This window comes from Caulobacter segnis (genome assembly GCF_031454995.1).
Taxonomy (GTDB): Bacteria; Pseudomonadota; Alphaproteobacteria; order Caulobacterales; family Caulobacteraceae; genus Caulobacter; species Caulobacter segnis_E.
Genome location: NZ_JAVDRV010000002.1, coordinates 153,449 through 170,263, shown reverse-complemented (window position 1 = coordinate 170,263; position 16,815 = coordinate 153,449). Strand labels below are relative to the sequence as shown.

17 protein-coding genes are annotated in these 16,815 nt (G+C 68.2%); 12 read left to right on the top strand and 5 right to left on the bottom strand.

Annotation, left to right across the window (positions count from 1 at the left end):
* The first annotated feature begins 1 nt into the window (after window position 1).
* From J2728_RS07005 to spt, 6 genes are all read left to right on the top strand, one after another.
* Complete coding sequence (locus J2728_RS07005; RefSeq protein ID WP_309997818.1) at window positions 2-1,123, top strand: glycerophosphotransferase; 1,122 nt, start codon at window positions 2-4, stop codon at window positions 1,121-1,123.
* On the top strand, window positions 1,120-2,499 hold the full coding sequence (locus tag J2728_RS07000; RefSeq protein ID WP_309997817.1) for a lipopolysaccharide biosynthesis protein: 1,380 nt from the start codon (window positions 1,120-1,122) through the stop codon (window positions 2,497-2,499). The genes J2728_RS07005 and J2728_RS07000 overlap by 4 nt, the downstream gene beginning before the upstream one ends.
* Entirely contained in the window at window positions 2,462-4,180 is a 1,719-nt protein-coding gene (locus J2728_RS06995) for a fatty acyl-AMP ligase (RefSeq protein WP_309997814.1), read from the top strand. Before J2728_RS07000 ends, J2728_RS06995 begins: the two co-directional genes overlap by 38 nt.
* Complete coding sequence (gene cerR / locus J2728_RS06990; protein WP_309997812.1) at window positions 4,170-5,108, top strand: ceramide reductase; 939 nt, start codon at window positions 4,170-4,172, stop codon at window positions 5,106-5,108. Before J2728_RS06995 ends, cerR begins: the two co-directional genes overlap by 11 nt.
* Window positions 5,109-5,200: 92 nt before the next feature.
* Window positions 5,201-5,452 carry an acyl carrier protein gene (locus tag J2728_RS06985; protein ID WP_013079816.1) on the top strand — a complete coding sequence of 84 codons (252 nt, stop codon included), beginning with the start codon at window positions 5,201-5,203 and terminating at the stop codon, window positions 5,450-5,452.
* Between the two features lie 3 nt (window positions 5,453-5,455).
* Window positions 5,456-6,670 carry a serine palmitoyltransferase gene (spt, locus tag J2728_RS06980; protein WP_309997804.1) on the top strand — a complete coding sequence of 405 codons (1,215 nt, stop codon included), beginning with the start codon at window positions 5,456-5,458 and terminating at the stop codon, window positions 6,668-6,670.
* Window positions 6,671-6,727: 57 nt separating this feature from the next.
* Here the strand turns inward: spt and J2728_RS06975 are convergent, their stop codons facing one another.
* From J2728_RS06975 to J2728_RS06965, 3 genes are read right to left on the bottom strand one after another with little or no spacing between them, the layout of a single operon-like run.
* Window positions 6,728-7,621, bottom strand: coding sequence for a hypothetical protein (locus tag J2728_RS06975; protein ID WP_309997802.1), 894 nt, complete (start codon window positions 7,619-7,621; stop codon window positions 6,728-6,730).
* Entirely contained in the window at window positions 7,618-8,613 is a 996-nt protein-coding gene (locus J2728_RS06970; RefSeq protein ID WP_309997799.1) for a diacylglycerol/lipid kinase family protein, read from the bottom strand. The genes J2728_RS06975 and J2728_RS06970 overlap by 4 nt, the downstream gene beginning before the upstream one ends.
* Window positions 8,532-9,590, bottom strand: a complete 1,059-nt coding sequence (locus J2728_RS06965; RefSeq protein WP_404979741.1) for a CDP-alcohol phosphatidyltransferase family protein — start codon at window positions 9,588-9,590, stop codon at window positions 8,532-8,534. Before J2728_RS06965 ends, J2728_RS06970 begins: the two co-directional genes overlap by 82 nt.
* 161 nt (window positions 9,591-9,751) lie before the next feature.
* On the opposite strand from J2728_RS06965, the gene J2728_RS06960 reads away from it, so the two are divergent.
* On the top strand, window positions 9,752-10,663 hold the full coding sequence (locus J2728_RS06960) for a metallophosphoesterase family protein (RefSeq protein ID WP_309997796.1): 912 nt from the start codon (window positions 9,752-9,754) through the stop codon (window positions 10,661-10,663).
* Here the strand turns inward: J2728_RS06960 and J2728_RS06955 are convergent.
* Complete coding sequence (locus J2728_RS06955; RefSeq protein WP_309997795.1) at window positions 10,651-11,142, bottom strand: DUF2141 domain-containing protein; 492 nt, start codon at window positions 11,140-11,142, stop codon at window positions 10,651-10,653. The genes J2728_RS06960 and J2728_RS06955 overlap by 13 nt on opposite strands.
* Before the next feature lie 63 nt (window positions 11,143-11,205).
* Between J2728_RS06955 and J2728_RS06950 the strand changes: the two genes are divergently transcribed.
* The 5 genes from J2728_RS06950 to J2728_RS06930 are packed head-to-tail and all read left to right on the top strand — an operon-like array spanning window position 11,206 to window position 15,824.
* Window positions 11,206-11,643, top strand: a complete 438-nt coding sequence (locus tag J2728_RS06950; RefSeq protein WP_309997793.1) for an HIT family protein — start codon at window positions 11,206-11,208, stop codon at window positions 11,641-11,643.
* Window positions 11,640-12,857 carry an LptF/LptG family permease gene (locus tag J2728_RS06945; protein WP_309997792.1) on the top strand — a complete coding sequence of 406 codons (1,218 nt, stop codon included), beginning with the start codon at window positions 11,640-11,642 and terminating at the stop codon, window positions 12,855-12,857. The genes J2728_RS06950 and J2728_RS06945 overlap by 4 nt, the downstream gene beginning before the upstream one ends.
* Window positions 12,854-13,915, top strand: a complete 1,062-nt coding sequence (locus tag J2728_RS06940) for an LptF/LptG family permease (protein WP_309997790.1) — start codon at window positions 12,854-12,856, stop codon at window positions 13,913-13,915. The genes J2728_RS06945 and J2728_RS06940 overlap by 4 nt, the downstream gene beginning before the upstream one ends.
* Complete coding sequence (bcerS, locus tag J2728_RS06935; protein WP_309997788.1) at window positions 13,915-15,069, top strand: ceramide synthase; 1,155 nt, start codon at window positions 13,915-13,917, stop codon at window positions 15,067-15,069. The genes J2728_RS06940 and bcerS overlap by 1 nt, the downstream gene beginning before the upstream one ends.
* Window positions 14,973-15,824 (top strand): nucleotidyltransferase family protein, encoded by an 852-nt coding sequence (locus J2728_RS06930; RefSeq protein ID WP_309997787.1) that lies wholly within the window; start codon window positions 14,973-14,975, stop codon window positions 15,822-15,824. The genes bcerS and J2728_RS06930 overlap by 97 nt, the downstream gene beginning before the upstream one ends.
* Here J2728_RS06930 and J2728_RS06925 read toward each other — a convergent pair.
* Complete coding sequence (locus tag J2728_RS06925; RefSeq protein ID WP_309997785.1) at window positions 15,821-16,582, bottom strand: phosphocholine cytidylyltransferase family protein; 762 nt, start codon at window positions 16,580-16,582, stop codon at window positions 15,821-15,823. The two genes, J2728_RS06930 and J2728_RS06925, sit on opposite strands and share 4 nt — an antisense overlap.
* Between the last annotated feature and the right edge of the window lie 233 nt (window positions 16,583-16,815).

The window sequence follows — 16,815 nt, the reverse complement described above, 5'->3', positions numbered from 1 at the left end:
CGTGGCCAAAAAACGGGTCTGCTTCCTCTACATAGCCCAACACCATCAGGTCTGGCACAGCCTGTCGGTGGCTGTCGCCATGGCGCGCGGCTGGCCGGACCTGAAGGTCGAGATCTCCGCGACGACCCAGGAGTTGCTCGACTACGTCTCGGGATTGCTGGCGGAGCTTGGCGGGGCGCCGATCACGCTCGTCCTCCTGCCGCCCAGCTGGATGCGTCGCCCGGGCGGCGGCGCCCCGCCCAAGGCGCCGATGCTGATCGCCAACGCCATGCGCCTGGCGCGCTACGACGCCGTCATCACGCCCGAGCGGACCACCGCCCTCCTTCGAAAGCTCGGCGTTCGCCATCCGATCCTGGTCTATACCCAGCACGGGGCCGGGGACCGCGAAGGTCCCTTCGAGCCGCGCTTGCGGGTGTTCGACCTGGTCATGGCCGCGGGTCCCAAGCAGCGTGACCGCATGGTCGGCGAAGGTTGGGTGAAGCCTCGAAACTGCGCCATGGTCGGCTACCCCAAGTTCGATCTGGTCGACGCCCTGCCCCAGCGCGCCGCCCCACGCTTCGAAAAGCCCGGCCCGGTCGTGCTCTACAATCCGCACTTCCATCCCGAGCTAAGCTCCTGGCCGAAATGGGGTTGGCGGGTGCTTGAGGCCTTCGCCGCCAGTGATCGCCACAACCTGATCTTCTCGCCGCACATCCGGCTTTTCGAGACCGCCTCCAGCGACGACCGCGCCGCCTTCGAGCGCTTCGCCGAGCATCCTCGCATCCATGTCGACCTGGGCGGCCCCGCGGCGGCGGACATGACCTATACCCGCGCGGCCGACCTCTATCTCGGCGACGTCTCCAGCCAGGTCTACGAGTTCCTCCGCGCGCCCAAGCCGTGCCTGTTCCTGAACGCCAGCGGCGCGGACTGGCGGGGCGATCCCAGCTTCCACCATTGGCTGTTCGGTCCGGTTCTGGACCGCGTCGACGACCTGAGCGCCGCCGTCGATCGCGCCTTCGCGACCCACGCCGACTTCCGCCCGATCCAGGCCGAGGGCATCGCCGAGACCTTCGACATCACCGACGAGCCCTCCTCGCTACGCGCCGCCCGAGCGATCGCCCAGCGGCTGGAGGCGCGCCCGTGACAACGGCGCCGGAACACACGACGTCGCCGATAAAGCGCGTCCTGGCCAACGCGGGGCAGTTGCTCAGCGGCCGGGTCGTCAACGCCGTCGTGGGCCTGGCCTATATCGCCCTCACCGCCCGCAGCCTCGGCAAGGAGGCGATGGGCGTCCTGGTCCTGATCAACGCCTTCGCCCAGTTCCTGGGCGAGGTGGCCCATTTCCAATCGTGGCAAACGGTTCTGACCTACGGGACGGGTCCGCTTCTGGCCAACGAGCGCGTGAAGTTCCAACAGGTGTTGCGGTTCTCGCTGCTTCTGGACGGCATCAGCGGCGTGTTGGGCGTCGCTTTGGGCGTGGCCGGCGCGTGGTTCTTCTGGCACGCCCTGCGATGGCCGGAAGGCATGAGCGGCTATGGCGCGCTCTACGCGCTGTCGATCCCGGTGATGAGCTCGGCCACGGGCGTGGGCCTGCTGCGGCTCTTCGACCGCTTTCGCTTCCTGGCGGCCGAGCAGGCGATCAGTTCGCTGGTCCGCATGATCGGCTGCGCGATCTGCGCCCTGACCCAGGCCCCGCTACCCTACTTCCTGCTGGCCTGGGCGGCCGGAACCTTCGCCTCGTTCTTCTACATCGCCTCGATCGCGATCTGGGACTTGAACCGGCGCGGCCTGCTGAAGGGCTTTTCGCTCCTCGGTCCGACCAGTCGCGACTTGCCGGGCGTCTGGCGCTTCGCCATGGCGACCAATTTCTCCAGCACCCTGGACGTCGGTTTCACCCATGTGCTGACCATGGCGGTCGGCGCCCTGTTGGGCCCCGCTCAGGCGGCCCTCTGGCGCATCGGCAAGCAGGTGGCGGACGGCATGGCCAAGCCCGCGCGGCTGATGGTGCCGGCGCTTTATCCGGAACTGGCCAAGATGCGCGCCGCCGGCGGCCAGCAGGCCATGACCAAGCTGGCGATCCAGATCGCCCTGATCGGCGGCGCCGCGGCCGGCGTCTTGCTGCTGGTCAGCCTGCTGGCGGGCCGTTGGATCCTGGAGACCGTCATGGGTCCAGCCTTCGGCGCGGCCGCCGGCGTCATGAATTGGCAGGTCGCCGCCGCCGCCATCGGCGTCATGACGCTGCCGCTCGAGCCCATGCTGGTCTCGATGCGCGCCGCCGGCGCGGCCTTGATAGTTCGGCTGGTCGTTGTGATCTGCTACTTCGCGGCGCTTGTTCCGCTTATTCAGCGTTTCGGCCTGACCGGCGCGGGCGCGGCTTTGGTCGCATCCGCCTTGGCGATGGCCATCGGCATGTATTTGATGGCGCGCCGTTGGCTCGCCCGACTCGCGGCGGAGGACGACTCCGCGCGCACGACGAAAGACGATGAAGGCCCCAAGTATGATCACGCCCACGGCGTCTGACCGCACCGTTCGGTTCGCCGACTTCCCGACCCTGACCCAGGCCCTCGATTTCGCCGCGACCGGCGAGACGGGGATCAACCTGTATTCGCTGCGCGGCGAGTTGGTCGAGGCCCTGCCCTACGCCAAGCTGCGCGAGGACGCCCTGGTTCTGGCGCGTCGCCTCCTGGCGACCGGGGCCAAGGTCGGCGACAGCGTCGCCTTGTTGGCCGAGACCGACGGCGACTTCGTGCGCGCCTTCTTCGCCTGCCAGTACGCCGGCCTGCTGCCCGCGCCGATGGCCCTGCCGACGCCGCTGGGCGGACGCGAGGCCTATATCGAGCAGATCACCAACCTGGCCCGCTCGGCCAAGGCCAAGATCCTGCTGGGCCCGGTCGGCCTGAAGGACTGGGTGGCCGAGATCGGCCAGCGCGCGGGTCTGGACTTCGCCGGCGTCCTAGCCGACCTGCCGGAAGACGGTGGCGCGGCCCTGCCGACGATCACGCCGGAAGACCCCTGCTACCTACAGTTCTCGTCGGGCAGCACCCGCACCCCGACCGGCGTTCTTGTCCTGCACAAGGCCCTGATGGCCAACTGCGTGGCGATCACCCGCGATGGGCTGCAGGTGAAGCCGGAAGACCGCGCCATCTCGTGGCTGCCGCTGTATCACGACATGGGCCTGATCGGCTTCCTGCTGAGCCCCCTGAGCTGCCAGATGTCGGTCGACCTGCTGCCCACGGGCGCCTTCGTCCGCCGCCCGCTGCTGTGGATCGACCTGATCGGCCGCAACAAGGCCACCATCGCCTATAGCCCCACCTTCGGCTACGAGCTGTGCGCCCGTCGCGTCCAGGGCCAGCCGCTGGACGCCTATGACCTGTCGCACTGGCGCAGCGCCGGTCTGGGCGGCGACATGATCCGCATGCCGCCCCTGAAGGCGTTCGTCGAGGCGTTCGGCCCCGCCGGTTTCTCGGACAAGGCCTTCGTGGCCAGCTACGGCATGGCCGAGGCGACGCTGGCCTTGTCGATGGCCCCGCTGGGCAAGGGCCTGCGCGCCGAGACCCTGGACGTCGAGCGCCTGGAGCGCGACGCCCTGGCCGTGAACGCTCCCGAGGGCTCCGAACGCGCCCGCGACTTCGCCCGCTGCGGCCCCGCCCTCCCTGACCACTTCCTGGAAGTGCGCGGCGAGGATGGTCAGGTCCTGCCCGAGCGCGGCGTCGGCCGCATCTTCGCCAAGGGCCCCTCGGTGATGAGCGGCTACTTCGCCAATCCGGACGAGACGGCCCGTGTCTTGTCGGCCGACGGCTGGCTGGACACCGGCGACCTCGGCTTCAAGATCGACGGCGAGATCGTGATCACCGGCCGCGCCAAGGACCTGATCATCCTGAACGGCCGCAACATCTGGCCGCAGGACCTGGAATGGACGGCCGATCACGAGATCGACGGCCTGCGCAGCGGCGACGTCTGCGCCTTCGCCATTCCCGCCGAGCCGGAAGATCAGATCATGGTGCTGGTGCAGGCCCGCGGCGGCGACGCCGACAGCCGCGCGGCCCTGGTCGAACAAGTCGCCACCCTGCTGCGCACCCGCCACGGCGTCGAGGCCAAGGTGAAGCTGGTCGGCGCCCACGCCCTGCCGCAGACCTCGTCCGGCAAGCTCAGCCGCTCCAAGGCCCGCGCCGCCTATCTGGCCGGAGCCTATGGAGACTGAGACGAGAGGCGTCGTCGCCGTCACCGGCGCCACGGGCTTCCTGGGCCGCCATCTGGTCCGCGCCCTGGCCCAGGACGGCTGGACGCCTCGAGTCCTGGTCCGGCGCGATCCCATCCATCCGTTGTGGAGCGACTTCGAGGTCGAGGTCGTGGCCGGCGACCTCAAGACGCCCGGCGCCTTGCAACGGCTTAGCCAAGGCGCCGGCGTCGTGATCCACGTGGCGGGCCTGATCAAGGCCGCTTCGCTGGAAGGCTTCAACGCGGTCAATCGCGACGGCGCCTTGGCCGCCGCGAAGGCGGCGCGCGAAGCCGGGGCGCGTTTCATCCTGGTTTCGAGCTACGCCGCCCGCGAACCGGCGCTGTCGAACTACGCCGCCAGCAAGCGCGCGGGCGAGGACGCCGTGAGGGCCGACTCACCGAACGCGCTGATCGCCCGCCCACCGGCGATCTACGGGCCAGGCGACACCGAGACCTTGGAAGTCTTCAAATTGGCCGCTTCCAGCCCGGTTCTGCCGGTGCTGTCGCCCACCGCGCGCGTGGCGATGATCCACGTTCACGACGCCGCGGCCCAGCTCGCGGCCTACTGCGCGAACCCGATTTCCGGCCTTGTGGAGCTTTCGGATGTGCGGCGCGATGGTTACACCTGGGCGGAAATCATGAGCGCGGCGGCCACCGTCATGGGGCGAAAACCAAGCCTGGTAAGGCTTCCAGGCGCGGGCATCCTGGCCGCCGGAGCCCTTGCGGATGCTTGGTCTTTCGCCAGTCAAACCCCCACCGTGTTTGGTTTAGGCAAGGCGAGGGAGTTGCTTCACGCCGATTGGACCCCATCTAGCGCTCCGAAGGCGGAGAGAGTACCCAGCGTATTCGGCCTTCTCGACGGGTTCGCTCACACCGTCGATTGGTACCGAAAACAGGGCTGGCTGCCCTAAAATTCAGTCGCCTCACGCAAATGAGGCGGCTATCTGACAGACTCGCCGTTACAGTAGTGTCACGGGTGGGGCTCCCGGAGGTTTGATTTAGAATGGAAACGGTGACGGATCTCAGCTTGCGCGAGATCGGGGTAGCGGCGAGCAAGGTTCTGGGGCGACCGGTAGAGGTTCGCGCGGAGTCTCACATCGGCCGTGACCTCGCCGTGGACTCCCTTGCCCTGATGAACATCATCATGGAGCTGGAAGACACCTTCGACATCTCCATCCCCCTGGATCGCCTAGCTTCGGTCGAGACCGCCGGCGACCTTTCCAAACTGATCAATGATCTCCGGACTAGGGCTTAACTAATGGGGCTATTCGATAAGCACCTGGCCTATCGCGATGCGTACAAGGCCATCCAGAACGCCGGGGCCGACCCCTTCAAGGTCCGTTTCGACGCGGTGCATTCGCCGACCGAAGGCGTGGTGGACGGTCGCCCGACCATCCTGCTCGGCACGAACAACTACCTGGGCCTGACCTTTGACGAGGAAGCGATCGCCGCTTCGGTCAAGGCGGTGCAGGAACGCGGCACGGGCACCACGGGTTCCCGCATCGCCAACGGCAGCTTCGAAGCCCACGTCGAGCTCGAGCAGGAACTGGCCAAGTTCTACGGCCGCAAGCACGCCATGGTCTTCACGACCGGCTACCAGGCCAATCTGGGCGTGCTGTCGACCCTGGTCGGCCGCGGCGACCACCTGATCCTCGACGCCGACAGCCACGCCTCGATCTATGACGCCTCGCGTCTGGGTCAGGCCGAGGTCATCCGCTTCCGCCACAACGACCCCGAAGACCTCGCCAAGCGCCTGCGTCGTCTGGGCGACGCCCCGGGCGAGCGCCTGATCGTGGTCGAAGGCGTCTATTCGATGATCGGCGACGTCGCGCCGCTTAAGGAAATCGCCGCCGTGAAGCGCGAGCTGGGCGGCTACCTGCTGGTCGACGAGGCCCACTCGATGGGCGTGCTCGGCGCCACCGGCCGGGGCCTGGCCGAAGCGGCGGGCGTGGAAGAGGACGTCGACTTCATCGTCGGCACCTTCTCCAAGAGCCTGGGCGCCATCGGCGGCTTCTGCGTCTCGAACATGGACGATTTCGACGTCATGCGCGTCGTCTGCCGCCCCTACATGTTCACCGCTTCGCTGCCGCCGGCCGTGGTCGCCTCGACCATCACGGCCCTGCGTCGCATGATCGAGCAGCCGCAGCTGCGCGACCGCCTGAACCACAACGCCAAGCGCCTGTACGACGGCCTGACGGCGCTGGGCTTCCACACCGGCCCGACGGCCAGCCCCGTGGTCGCCACGACCATGCCGGACCAGGAACGCGCCATCGCCATGTGGAACGCCCTGCTGCAAGGCGGCGTCTATCTGAACTTGGCCCTGCCGCCCGCCACGCCGGACAGCCGTCCGCTGCTGCGCGCCAGCGTCAGCGCCGCCCACACCGACGAGCAGATCGACGCGGTCCTCAAGACCTTCGCCGAAATCGGCGCGGCCCTGGGCGTCATCGAGCCGCTCAAGCGCGCCCGCGCCTGATAGCGCTCTCATCGGTGAACAACGAGAACGCCCGGGCCCAGGCCCGGGCGTTTTTGTTTAGCGAGAGGGTCCGGAGGCTCCGCGCCGCCCCTTCCAAACCTTCAGCAGCACGGTGGGCGCCGACAGGATCGGATGACGCTCTCGCCAGGGGGTGACCTCGATCTCGACCCCCGTGTGCCGCTCGATCTTCCAGGCGGCGTAGCGAGAGGCCCCCTGAAACGTGAACGCCGCCTTCATCAGCCGGGCGACGTTCAAGGGCTTGCCCATCAGCTTGCGAGGCCCCCAGGCCTTGCGCAGACGGGTCCGCTCCGCCGGGTCGAGCGCTCCGCCCTGATCGTCGAGGACGGCCGTCATCACGTGGTCGTAGCGCTCGGGGTCGTAGGCCAGGATCGACGCCTCGCGACCAGCCTTCTCCACCCTCAGCTCGGCCTTGTAGGTCTCTTGGAAGAGCGCCGTCCACAGCGCGCGGGGGGCGCCGCCGTCGGGGCCCAGGGCTTGAGCGAAGCGCGCCGCGGTCCGGCAAGCCTCCGCGACCGCGTCGACGACCCGCTCGCGAACGCCCTCCGAAGCCCAGACCAGGGCGCTAGGCTGGACGAAGCGCGCCCAGATGGTGGTGTCCGCCCCCGCCCCGCTCACCGCCCGCTCGAACTGCGCCAGCGTCATCGAGGCGACCTTGGCCCGCAGCACCCGCCCTTCGTGCGTCAGCTCGTGATAGCTGACGTCCGGCCACAGGATGCGCGTGAAGACGCCACGCCAGCCGACCGGCGGCCGCTCGGTCAGGACGTAGTAGTCCAGCACGCCGGACAGATCGCCAGTCCGCAGGATCGAGCCATAGAACAGCACCGCCCGCGCGCCCGGAAATAGAGTGGTCAGATGCTCGGCGAAGGCGGTGATCGGCGCCGGGAGCGGCGTGGCGAGCTCGGCCGCGACGAGGTCGCGCAGGTGGTTCATCCGACCAGGAACCTCAAGGCCGGCCCCAAGGCGATGATCAGCTCGCCGCCCTCGAACACCTCGCCGTCCAGCACGAACGGCGCGCAACCGGCCAGGCCGACCATCAGAGGGTCGCGGCGACGATAGCCCATGCTCTCCAGCTTTGGCTCGGCCTTGCCACTCAGCACCAGCGGCATGGCCTTCCACAGCTTTCGGGGCGGCGCGTCGACATCGAGGATCTTCAGGCCCTCGCGCGGCTCGCCGAAGGGCTTCAGCCCGAACGGCAACCGTTTCAGAGCGGTGGCGACGATCGCGAAACGCTCGTCGCCCGGCTGCGCCTCGCCATCGAAGGTCAACTTGGCCGGCACGCCCTCGCGCCATTCGTCGCGCGCCCCGCCGAAGAGCGCGCCGAAGGTGGCGGTGGCGATCGTCACGCCGACGGCCAGATTGTGGAAGAAGCCGACCTTATGGACTTCCTGGGAAAGATTGGTGGCCTTCACCAGGGCGCCGACGCCGAAGAAGAAACCCTGCAGGCAAGGGCGGTGTCCGTCGACCCAGCTGATCCGCAGCGGCGGCCGCGACTTGATCCGGGGCTCGGTCTGGCGGGCGGCGTTCAGCGCCTCCTCCAACCGCCAGTCGCGACGCGTGCCCAGGTCGATCGCCAGCACGTTGGTCTTGCCCGACGGCAGCACCGCCAGCAGCGGCGGATCCTCGCCGAAGGTGTGAGGCAGCAGGCTGATGACGTCGCGCACCGTGCCATCGCCCCCGTCTATGACCAACAGATCCAGGCCTTCGCGGGCGAAATCCTCGAGCACCGTCCGAAGAGCGTCGCGCCCGAACGGCTCGGCCAGCCGCACCCCCTCGGGCGTCGGCCCGGGCGGGTTTATCCGATTGCCGTGGCTCTTCGGATTGCGGATGACCGCGATGCGACTCATTTCGACAGCCAAGATTGGATCGAGCCCTTGGGGGCGGCCAAGCCTTGCAGGATCTGGACGGCATGCACCAGGAAGCATGCCGCGGTCCAGATCGCCACCAGGGTGAAACCAACATCCGGGCGACCTACCAACGCGCAGCCCGTCATCAGGATCAAGTTCGGGTTTCTACGGGCGGTGATCAGGCGGAAGAAACTGTCGAACGGCCGCCAGGCGTGCATCTCGAGCTTGAAGAGGGCCAGGAAGATCCCCTCCTCCACCCGCTGGGCGACATAACCCCCGATGACGATGGCCAGGCTCAGCGCCGGGTAAGGGATCGACTGGCCGACCGCGTAGACGCCCACGAACCAAGCCCACCACCAGAACGGCGGGTGCAGCAGGTCGATGCCGTGGTCGAAGACGTTGCCCCACTTCGAGGAGGTCAGGGTCACGCGCGCCAGCTTGCCGTCGACGGTGTCGAGGAAGGTCATGATCCAGGCGCAGACCAGGCCCCAGCCGAACTGGCCATGCCAGAACAGCCAGGTGGCCGCCAGGGTCATCAGGAAGCCGATGAACGTCACCTGGTTCGGGGTCATCTTGGCCAGGGCGCACCAGCGGGTCACGACCCGCGCGGGCGTTGGCCACACGTACTTGGTGACGAAGTCAGTGACGCCCTTGTACGAGCCCTGGAACAGGCGCTTCTCGACGGCGCGCACGGTCTCCGGCGTCAGGCGCTCCAGGACCGGCGGCTCGCGCTTGCGCAGGGCGCTGTTGTAGGCCGAGCCCAGTTCCAGCGCCGACAGGCGCGTCAGGCGCGCGTCCAGGCCCGAGGGGTCCTGCCCAGCGGCCAAGGCCTCGGCGGCGGCGTAGGCCAGGTCGGCGGGCGCGTGGGCGGCCACCGCGCGGCCGGTCTCGTCGACCAGCACCGCGCCCTCGCGACCCGCCAGGGCCTTGATCAGCGACTCGTCGAACACCCAGCCGGCGTCGACCACGACGACCGCGCGCGACAGGTCGACGGCCGGCGTCTCGACCAGGCCGAGCCGTCGATAGATGCGCGACAGCCGCTCGCGCGAGGTCATGCCCCAGATGCGGCCTCCAGCCTCACCGACGGTGACGGCCCGAGGGCCGCCCGTCGCGGCCGTGTTTTGAATTTCAGCGCTCAAGAACCGATATACCCCTTGAAACCCGCGCCGATTGATAAGCAGCTTCGGCTGCTTCGACCAGAACGACCCGAAAGATCTTGTCCATTTACCGCATCGCCCACCTGTCCGACCCCCACCTGCCGCCGCCGCCCGGCGCGTTCGGGTGGAAGGACGTCTTCACCAAGCGCCTTCTCAGCCGCATCGCCTGGCGCAAGAAACGCAAGGTGCATCGGCCCGAAGTGCTGGCGGCTCTGGTGGCGGACCTGAAGGCCGCCGCGCCTGATCATGTGGTGATCAGCGGCGATCTCACCAACTTCGCTTCGCCCACGGAGATTTCGGCGGCGCGCAAGTGGCTGGAATCCCTGGGAGAACCAACCAACTTCACCGTCAGCCCTGGCAATCACGACGCCTTGGCCGGCAAAGGCGGACACGAACGCTTCGCGGTCTGGGCGCCCTGGCTGGGCGACACTGGCGAGAGCCATTTCCCACAGGTGCGGGTCCGCGGCCCCGTCGCGATCTTCAACCTCTGTTCGGCCGTGCCGACGGCTCCGCATTTGGCCACCGGCCGACTGGGCGCGGAACAGCTTGGGAAATTGGACGCCGCCCTCGCCGATCCGGCCTACGCGGGCCTCTTTCGCCTGGTCGTTCTGCACCACCCGCCGCACGAGGGCGCGGTCTCCAAGCGCAAGTCGCTCGACGACCGCCACGCGTTGCGCGAGGTGCTCCAGCGGCGTGGCGCCGATCTTGTGCTGCACGGCCACGCCCACGAAGCCTTGCTCGGCGCCCTAAGCGGGCCGGACGGGGCGACGATCCCGGTTCTGGGCGTCCCATCCGCCTCGGCGCGCCCGAACCGGCACGGTCCGGCGCGCTGGAACGCCATCGAGATCGAACCCCGGGCCACCGGGGGCTTCGACGCGCGGATCGTGGCGCGGGGAATCGAGACCGACGGCGGGGGCCTTGGTGAACTCGGCCGCTTCAGCCTGTCGGACGCGGCGGCTCAGCGCGGATAGCGGATCTTGATCCGGATGGTGTTGTCGCCCGGCTTCACCATGAAGCGCGCGGCGTCGTACGAGGGCTTGGCGTACCTGCTCGGCGCGTCGTTCGAGAAAGCGTAGCCTTCCGTCGGCATGCCCAGGGTGTTGCGGTCGAATTCCCGATCGGCGTTGGCGTCGTGATAGGCCTCCACGGCGTAGGCGTCGGCCACCGGCAGGTTGAAGCAAGCCTGGGTCATCGGCGCCGAGGCCTTGACCCTTTGGCGCAGTAACTTGCCGCGCGGCGCGAGAAACCGTTCCGGATCCGACGGATAGATCGTGATCGCCACCTCGCCGGCGTTCGAGCGCAGCGCCCCAACCTGCACGATCAGCCGCACGTCCCCCTTTCGCCCGACGCAGTCCTTGTCGGTCAGGGGCGCGGCCAGCCCTTCGGCGCGCGCCGAGCCCGCCGCCAAAGTCGCGAAGATCGCGCCGATGAGAACGGATCGTGCTTTCATCTAAAACGCCGCATCCCTATTGTTACGCCCTGGCGACACCAGCCTGAAGTTCCCGGCTTTCTCATGACCAATCCCACCGCCCTGGCGTTCGGCTATCCCGGTTCGAAGATCGCGGAGACCGATCACTGGCTGATTCTGCTCCGCCCTAAGCAGCCGACATTTGGGTCTTTGGTCCTGGTGTGCAAGGAAACCGTTCAGGCGTTCTCCGAAGTGAGTCCCGCCGCCTTCGCCGATCTGCAAGTCGCCGTCGCGGGCATCGAGCGTCTGCTGAAGGAGCAGGTCGACTATGAGAAGATCAATTACCTGATGCTGATGATGGTCGACAAAGACGTCCACTTCCACGTGCTGCCCCGGTACGCCGGAGCCCGAGAGCATGAGGGCCAATCCTTCCCCGACGCTGGCTGGCCCGCCGCGCCGGCCTTGGGCTCGGCCCTCGAACTATCCCCGGACGCGGTCGAACGGCTCACCGCTCGCTTCGCCAAGGCCTGGGTCCAAGCGTGAGCGCCAAGGACATTTCCACCGGCCCTGTTCGGCTGATCGATCGCTACCTGCTGCGGCTGCTGTTCTGGCCGCTGGTCGGCTGCCTGGGCGTCACCGTGGTGGCCTTGTTGCTGGAGCGCATCCTGCGCCTGCTGGACGCTCTGTCGCAAAGCAGCGCGCGGTTCGGCTATGTCGCGCAACTCGCCGCCAACCTGGTGCCCCACTATTTGGGCCTGGCGTTGCCCGTGGCCTTCTTCGTGGCGCTGTTCATCGTCATCTCGAAGCTGTCGGACGGCTCCGAGGTCGACGCCCTGCTGGCCAGCGGCCAGTCGCTCGAGCGCATCGCCGCGCCGTTCCTGGCGGTCGGCCTTTTCCTCAGCGTCTTCAGCCTGATCGTCTTCGGCTACATGCAGCCCTATAGCCGCTACGCCTATCGCGCGGTGATGCACGCGGCCGTCAACGCGGGCTGGAATGGACGCCTCGCGGGCGGCGCCTTCATCGACGACAAGGGCTCGCTGCTGACCGCCGACAGCGCCGACATCGCGGGCCAACGCCTCACCCGGGTCTTTATCCGGCGCCTGGACGGCAAGGGAGAGGAAGAGATCATCACCGCGGCCTCGGCCGATCTCAAGATGGACCCCGACGGCAAGACCGTGACCATGGATCTGCGCGACGGCCGCCGCATCGCCCGCGACGCCAAGGGCGACTATCGCAACCTGGCCTTCAGCAGCCTGACCACCCAGAGCCCGCTGGCGGCGGCCGCCGTCCTGTTGCGCGACCGAGGCGGAGATGAGCGCGAACTGACGCTGGGCGAATTGGCCAAACAGGCCGAGTCGCCCAATCCCGTGGTGCCGAAGGGCACGCTCCTGGGCGAGCTTTACGGCCGCCTGGCGCGCGCGGCGTTTCTGCCCTTCCTGCCGCTGCTGGCCTTTCCGCTGGGCCTAGCCTCCAAGCGCGGCAATCGCGCGCCCGGCCTGATCATGGCCGGCGTGTTGCTGCTGGCCTTCCAGCACGCCCTGCTATTGGGTCAAAGCCTGGCCAAGGCCGACAAGGTCGCGGCGGCCCCGGCGATCTGGATCCCCTTCGCCCTGTTCTCGGGCTTCGCCGTCTGGCTGTTCCTGGGCAGCCGCACCCGCCCGGGCGACACGCCGGTTTCGCGTCTGGTCCGACGCATCAACAACCTGGTCAAACGCGTGATCCACGCCCTGCCCTCGCCGAAGCGACACCCCGCATGAACCTGCAGCTCTATGTCCTGCGGACGGTCGCCACCCGCATCCTCGGCGCCGCGCTGATCTTGATGTCCATCTTGCAGATCCTGGACCTCCTGGACGTCACCACCGACATCCTCGACCGGGGTCTGGGCATGGCGGGCGTGGCCTACTACGCCGCCCTGCGCCTGCCGCGCCTGTTCGAGCAGGTCGCGCCGATCGCCGTGCTGGCCGGCGGCCTCTTCGCCTTTTCGCAACTGGCCCGCGAGAGCGCCGTGGTGGCCATGCGCGCCAGCGGCGTCTCGGGTTATCGCATCGTGGCCATGGCCTTGCCCGCCGTGATCGTCGTCATGCTGCTGGACACCTTGTGCGGTCAGGTCCTGGCCCCCCGCGCCGATCCGACCCTGGCCGACTGGTGGAGGAACACGACCCCGATCGCCGAGCGCAAGGCGCCGTCGCCGCGCACCTTCCGCGCGGGCGCCGATCTGGTCATCGGGACGGACGCCTCGGCCGATGGCCGCCAGATCACCGGCCTCACCATTTTCCGCCGCGACAAAAACGGCATACTGGTCGAAAAGGTGGAGGCGTCGAAGGCGCTCTACCACGCCGGCGCCTGGACCCTCGACAGCCCCGTGACGACCCGTTTCGCCGGCGATCTGGCCCAGACCTCGACAGCGGCTTCGACCAACTGGCCGACGGCCCTGCGGCCGCAGGACATCCAGGGCCTGTTCGGGGACGACAGCGCCCCAACCGCCGCTTCGGCCCACCGCGCCCTGGAGAACGGCGGCTCGGACCGGCCGGAGAGCTTCTACGCGACCCATTTCCAGTCGGCGTTCGCCAGCCCCTTCGTGTCGCTGGTCATGCTGCTGCTGAGCGCGCCGGTGGCGCTAGCCAACTTCCGCAGCGGTCAGGGCGCGGTCCTGCTGACGGCGGGCCTTGGCGCTGGCCTCCTCTTCCTGGTAGCGAACGGGATGCTGACCGCCTTGGGCGAGTCCGGCGCCCTGTCGCCCTTCCTGGCCGTCTGGGCCGCTCCCGCCATCTTCGGCGCGCTGGCGGCGCGCACCTTCTTGGCCCTGGAGGGGTGATGCCTTTCGACTCCACGAACGCCGACCTGCAGGTCATCCCGGTCAAGACGCCAGACGAGCTGAAGCGCTTCATCGCCCTGCCCGCGCGCCTGAACGCCAAGGATCCGAACTGGATCACGCCGCTCTTCATGGAGCGGACCGAGGCCCTGACGCCCAAGACCAATCCGTTCTTCGCCCACGCCGAGGTGCAGCTTTTCCTGGCGACGCGCGGCGGCCGCGACGTGGGCCGGATCAGCGCCCAGATCGACCATCTGACGCCGCAACCGACGCCGGGGCGCCTGGACGGCCACTTCGGCATGATCGCCGCCGAGGATGACGGGGCGGTCTTCCAGATCCTGTTCCGCGCCGCCGAGGACTGGCTGCGCGCCCGGGGACGCACCCACGTCGTCGGGCCCTTCAACCTGTCGATCAACGAAGAGGTCGGCCTGCTGGTCCACGGCTTCGACACGCCGCCGATGATCCTGATGGGTCACGACCCGGCCTATGCGGGCAAGCGCGTCGAGGAGCAGGGCTACCTCAAGGCCAAGGACGTCTTCGCGTATCGCGCCGACGAAACCGGAGACATTCCCGAGGTCGCCCAGAAGCGCGTGAAGCGAGGCCTGCCGGCCGGCGTGGTTCTGCGCCAACTGGACATGAAGCGCTACGACGAGGAGGTCCAGACCCTGACGGACATCCTCAACGACGCCTGGAAGGACAACTGGGGCTTCACCGCGACCACCGAGGCCGAAACCGCCCAGCTGGGCAAGGCCCTGCGGCAGGTGATCGACAAGCGCCTGATCTGGTTCGCGGAGATCGATGGCGAAGCCGCCGGCGTGGTGGTCTTCCTGCCCAACGTCAACGAGGCCATCGCCGACCTGAACGGCAAGCTTCTGCCGTTTGGCTGGGCCAAGCTGCTGTGGCGCCTGAAGGTCAAGGGCGTGAAGTCCGCGCGCATTCCGCTGATGGGCGTGAAACGCAAGTTCTCGGCCACGCAGCGCGGCCGCATGCTGCCCTTCTGGATGATGAAGGCCAGCCGGGATATGGCGATGAGCCTCGGCTACAATCGCTATGAAATCTCGTGGGTCCTCGAGGACAACAAGGCCATGTGCCACATCGCCGAGAACGTCGGCGGAACCCACTACAAGACCTACCGGATCTACGAGAAGGCCCTGTGAGCCAACCCTTCAAGGCTCTGATCCTGGCCGGCTCGCGGGGCGGCGAGGTCGATCCCGCCGCCGCCTATGCCGGGGTCGCTCACAAGGGCCTCATCCTGCTCCAGGGCCGCACGCTGCTGGACCGGGTGCTGAGCGCCGTCCAAGCGGCCGGGGCCGAGCCCATCGGCGTCTCGGCCAATGACGAGGCGATCCGCGCGGCGCTGGCGGGCGCCAATGTGAAGGTCCTGCCGCCGGCCGCTGGGCCCAGCCAGAGCGTCGCCGATGGCGCGACGACCCTGGGCTTCCCGCTGGTCGTCACGACGGTCGACCACGCCCTCCTGAAGCCCGAGTGGATTACGCGGTTCCTGGCCGATACGCCCGCCTCCGCCGACGTGGCGGTGCTGCTGGCCCCGGAAGAGCGCGTGCGGGCCGCCGCGCCCCAGACCAAGCGGACCTATCTGAAATTCCGCGACGGCCGCTATTCAGGCTGCAATCTCTTCCTGCTGCGCAACGAGAACGCGCTGAACGTCATCGCCGTCTGGCGCAAGGTCGAGGCGCTGCGCAAGCAGCCCTGGAAGATCGCCGCCATGCTGGGACCCAGCTTCCTGATCCGCTACGCCCTGGGCCTGCTGACGCTGGACGAGGCGGTGGCGCGACTGGGAAAGCTGGCCAACGTCGAGGCGGCCGCCGTGCGCGCGCACGATGGTCTGGCCGCCGTCGACGTGGACAAGCCCTCGGACCTGGACCTGGTCCGGCAGCTGGTGGGCGAGGCCTAGACGGCCTCGGCCTCCTTCGCCGCCCACTGAGCGGTGAGCGCGCGGTTGCGGACGAGGTCCTCCGGGAAATCCATCTCGGCCCAGTCCAGGCCCTCGATCGAGCGCACGCGCACGACGTCGTGGTTCTGGGCGATCTCGTTGATCACGCTGAGGTACCAGCGCTTGAGGCCCTCGGGCGTGCGCATGATCGCCTCCAGGGTCTCGATAAACAGCGCCGAACCGTCGGCGTCGAAGCGCAGGAAGCCGATCGACTCGGCGTCGTACTCGGTGATCGTCTTGCCGATGGCGCGCAGGGCGTCGCCCTCGGTCAGCACCTTCATGTCGTCGGCGTCGTAGCCGCCCGCCTTGCGGTCCACGGTCACGGTGATCGGGGCGTCCGGCGCGCTGATCAGACGCTCGGCGATCGCCGGCTCGAACAGGGTGTCGCCGTTGAGGATCATGAACGGCCCGCCGCGCATCTCCTCGCGCGCCAGCCAGCAGGTCGCGAGGTTGTCGGTCACGCTGTAGAACGGGTTGTAGAGCGTGCGCACCGTCATGCCCGGCAGCGACAGGCGCGCGATCTCGGCCTCGACCAGGTCGCCGCGGAAGCCCGTAACCACCACCGCCTCGGGGACACCCGCCTGGTGCAGGTGGCGCAGCTGCCATTCAAGAACGGTTTTGCCAGCGAGCTCCACCAGGCACTTGGGCCGATCATCGGTCAGCGGCGACAGCCGTTTGCCCTGACCGGCGGCGAGGATGAGGGTCTTGACCGGCTGCATGTCGTTCTAAAAATCTCGCTGGATCGGGGCTTTTTCTCGCCCCTGGAGGAATCGTTGGACCGCAACCGCGCGGTCGCGAGCGCATAACTGAGCACGAACCGCCCGCTGGGCAAGTCCGCGCGCCCCTCAAACCCGCACACCTTACGTCGCGCAAGCCTCGTCGGAGTCTTTTTTGGCCAAAACGCTCAATCGGCAACGGTCGATTTCGCCTAGTCGCCCACGGAACGCGTCAC

Bases quoted from the DNA above. Each gene is read 5' to 3' on its own strand.
- J2728_RS06995 (WP_309997814.1), top strand. From the start codon at position 2,462: ATGAAGGCCCCAAGTATGATCACGCCCACGGCGTCTGACCGCACCGTT.
- cerR (WP_309997812.1), top strand. From the start codon at position 4,170: ATGGAGACTGAGACGAGAGGCGTCGTCGCCGTCACCGGCGCCACGGGC.
- J2728_RS06985 (WP_013079816.1), top strand. From the start codon at position 5,201: ATGGAAACGGTGACGGATCTCAGCTTGCGCGAGATCGGGGTAGCGGCG.
- spt (WP_309997804.1), top strand. From the start codon at position 5,456: ATGGGGCTATTCGATAAGCACCTGGCCTATCGCGATGCGTACAAGGCC.
- J2728_RS06975 (WP_309997802.1), bottom strand. From the start codon at position 7,621: ATGAACCACCTGCGCGACCTCGTCGCGGCCGAGCTCGCCACGCCGCTC.
- J2728_RS06970 (WP_309997799.1), bottom strand. From the start codon at position 8,613: ATGCTTCCTGGTGCATGCCGTCCAGATCCTGCAAGGCTTGGCCGCCCC.
- J2728_RS06965 (WP_404979741.1), bottom strand. From the start codon at position 9,590: ATGACCTCGCGCGAGCGGCTGTCGCGCATCTATCGACGGCTCGGCCTG.
- J2728_RS06955 (WP_309997795.1), bottom strand. From the start codon at position 11,142: ATGAAAGCACGATCCGTTCTCATCGGCGCGATCTTCGCGACTTTGGCG.
- J2728_RS06950 (WP_309997793.1), top strand. From the start codon at position 11,206: ATGACCAATCCCACCGCCCTGGCGTTCGGCTATCCCGGTTCGAAGATC.
- J2728_RS06940 (WP_309997790.1), top strand. From the start codon at position 12,854: ATGAACCTGCAGCTCTATGTCCTGCGGACGGTCGCCACCCGCATCCTC.
- bcerS (WP_309997788.1), top strand. From the start codon at position 13,915: ATGCCTTTCGACTCCACGAACGCCGACCTGCAGGTCATCCCGGTCAAG.
- J2728_RS06925 (WP_309997785.1), bottom strand. From the start codon at position 16,582: ATGCAGCCGGTCAAGACCCTCATCCTCGCCGCCGGTCAGGGCAAACGG.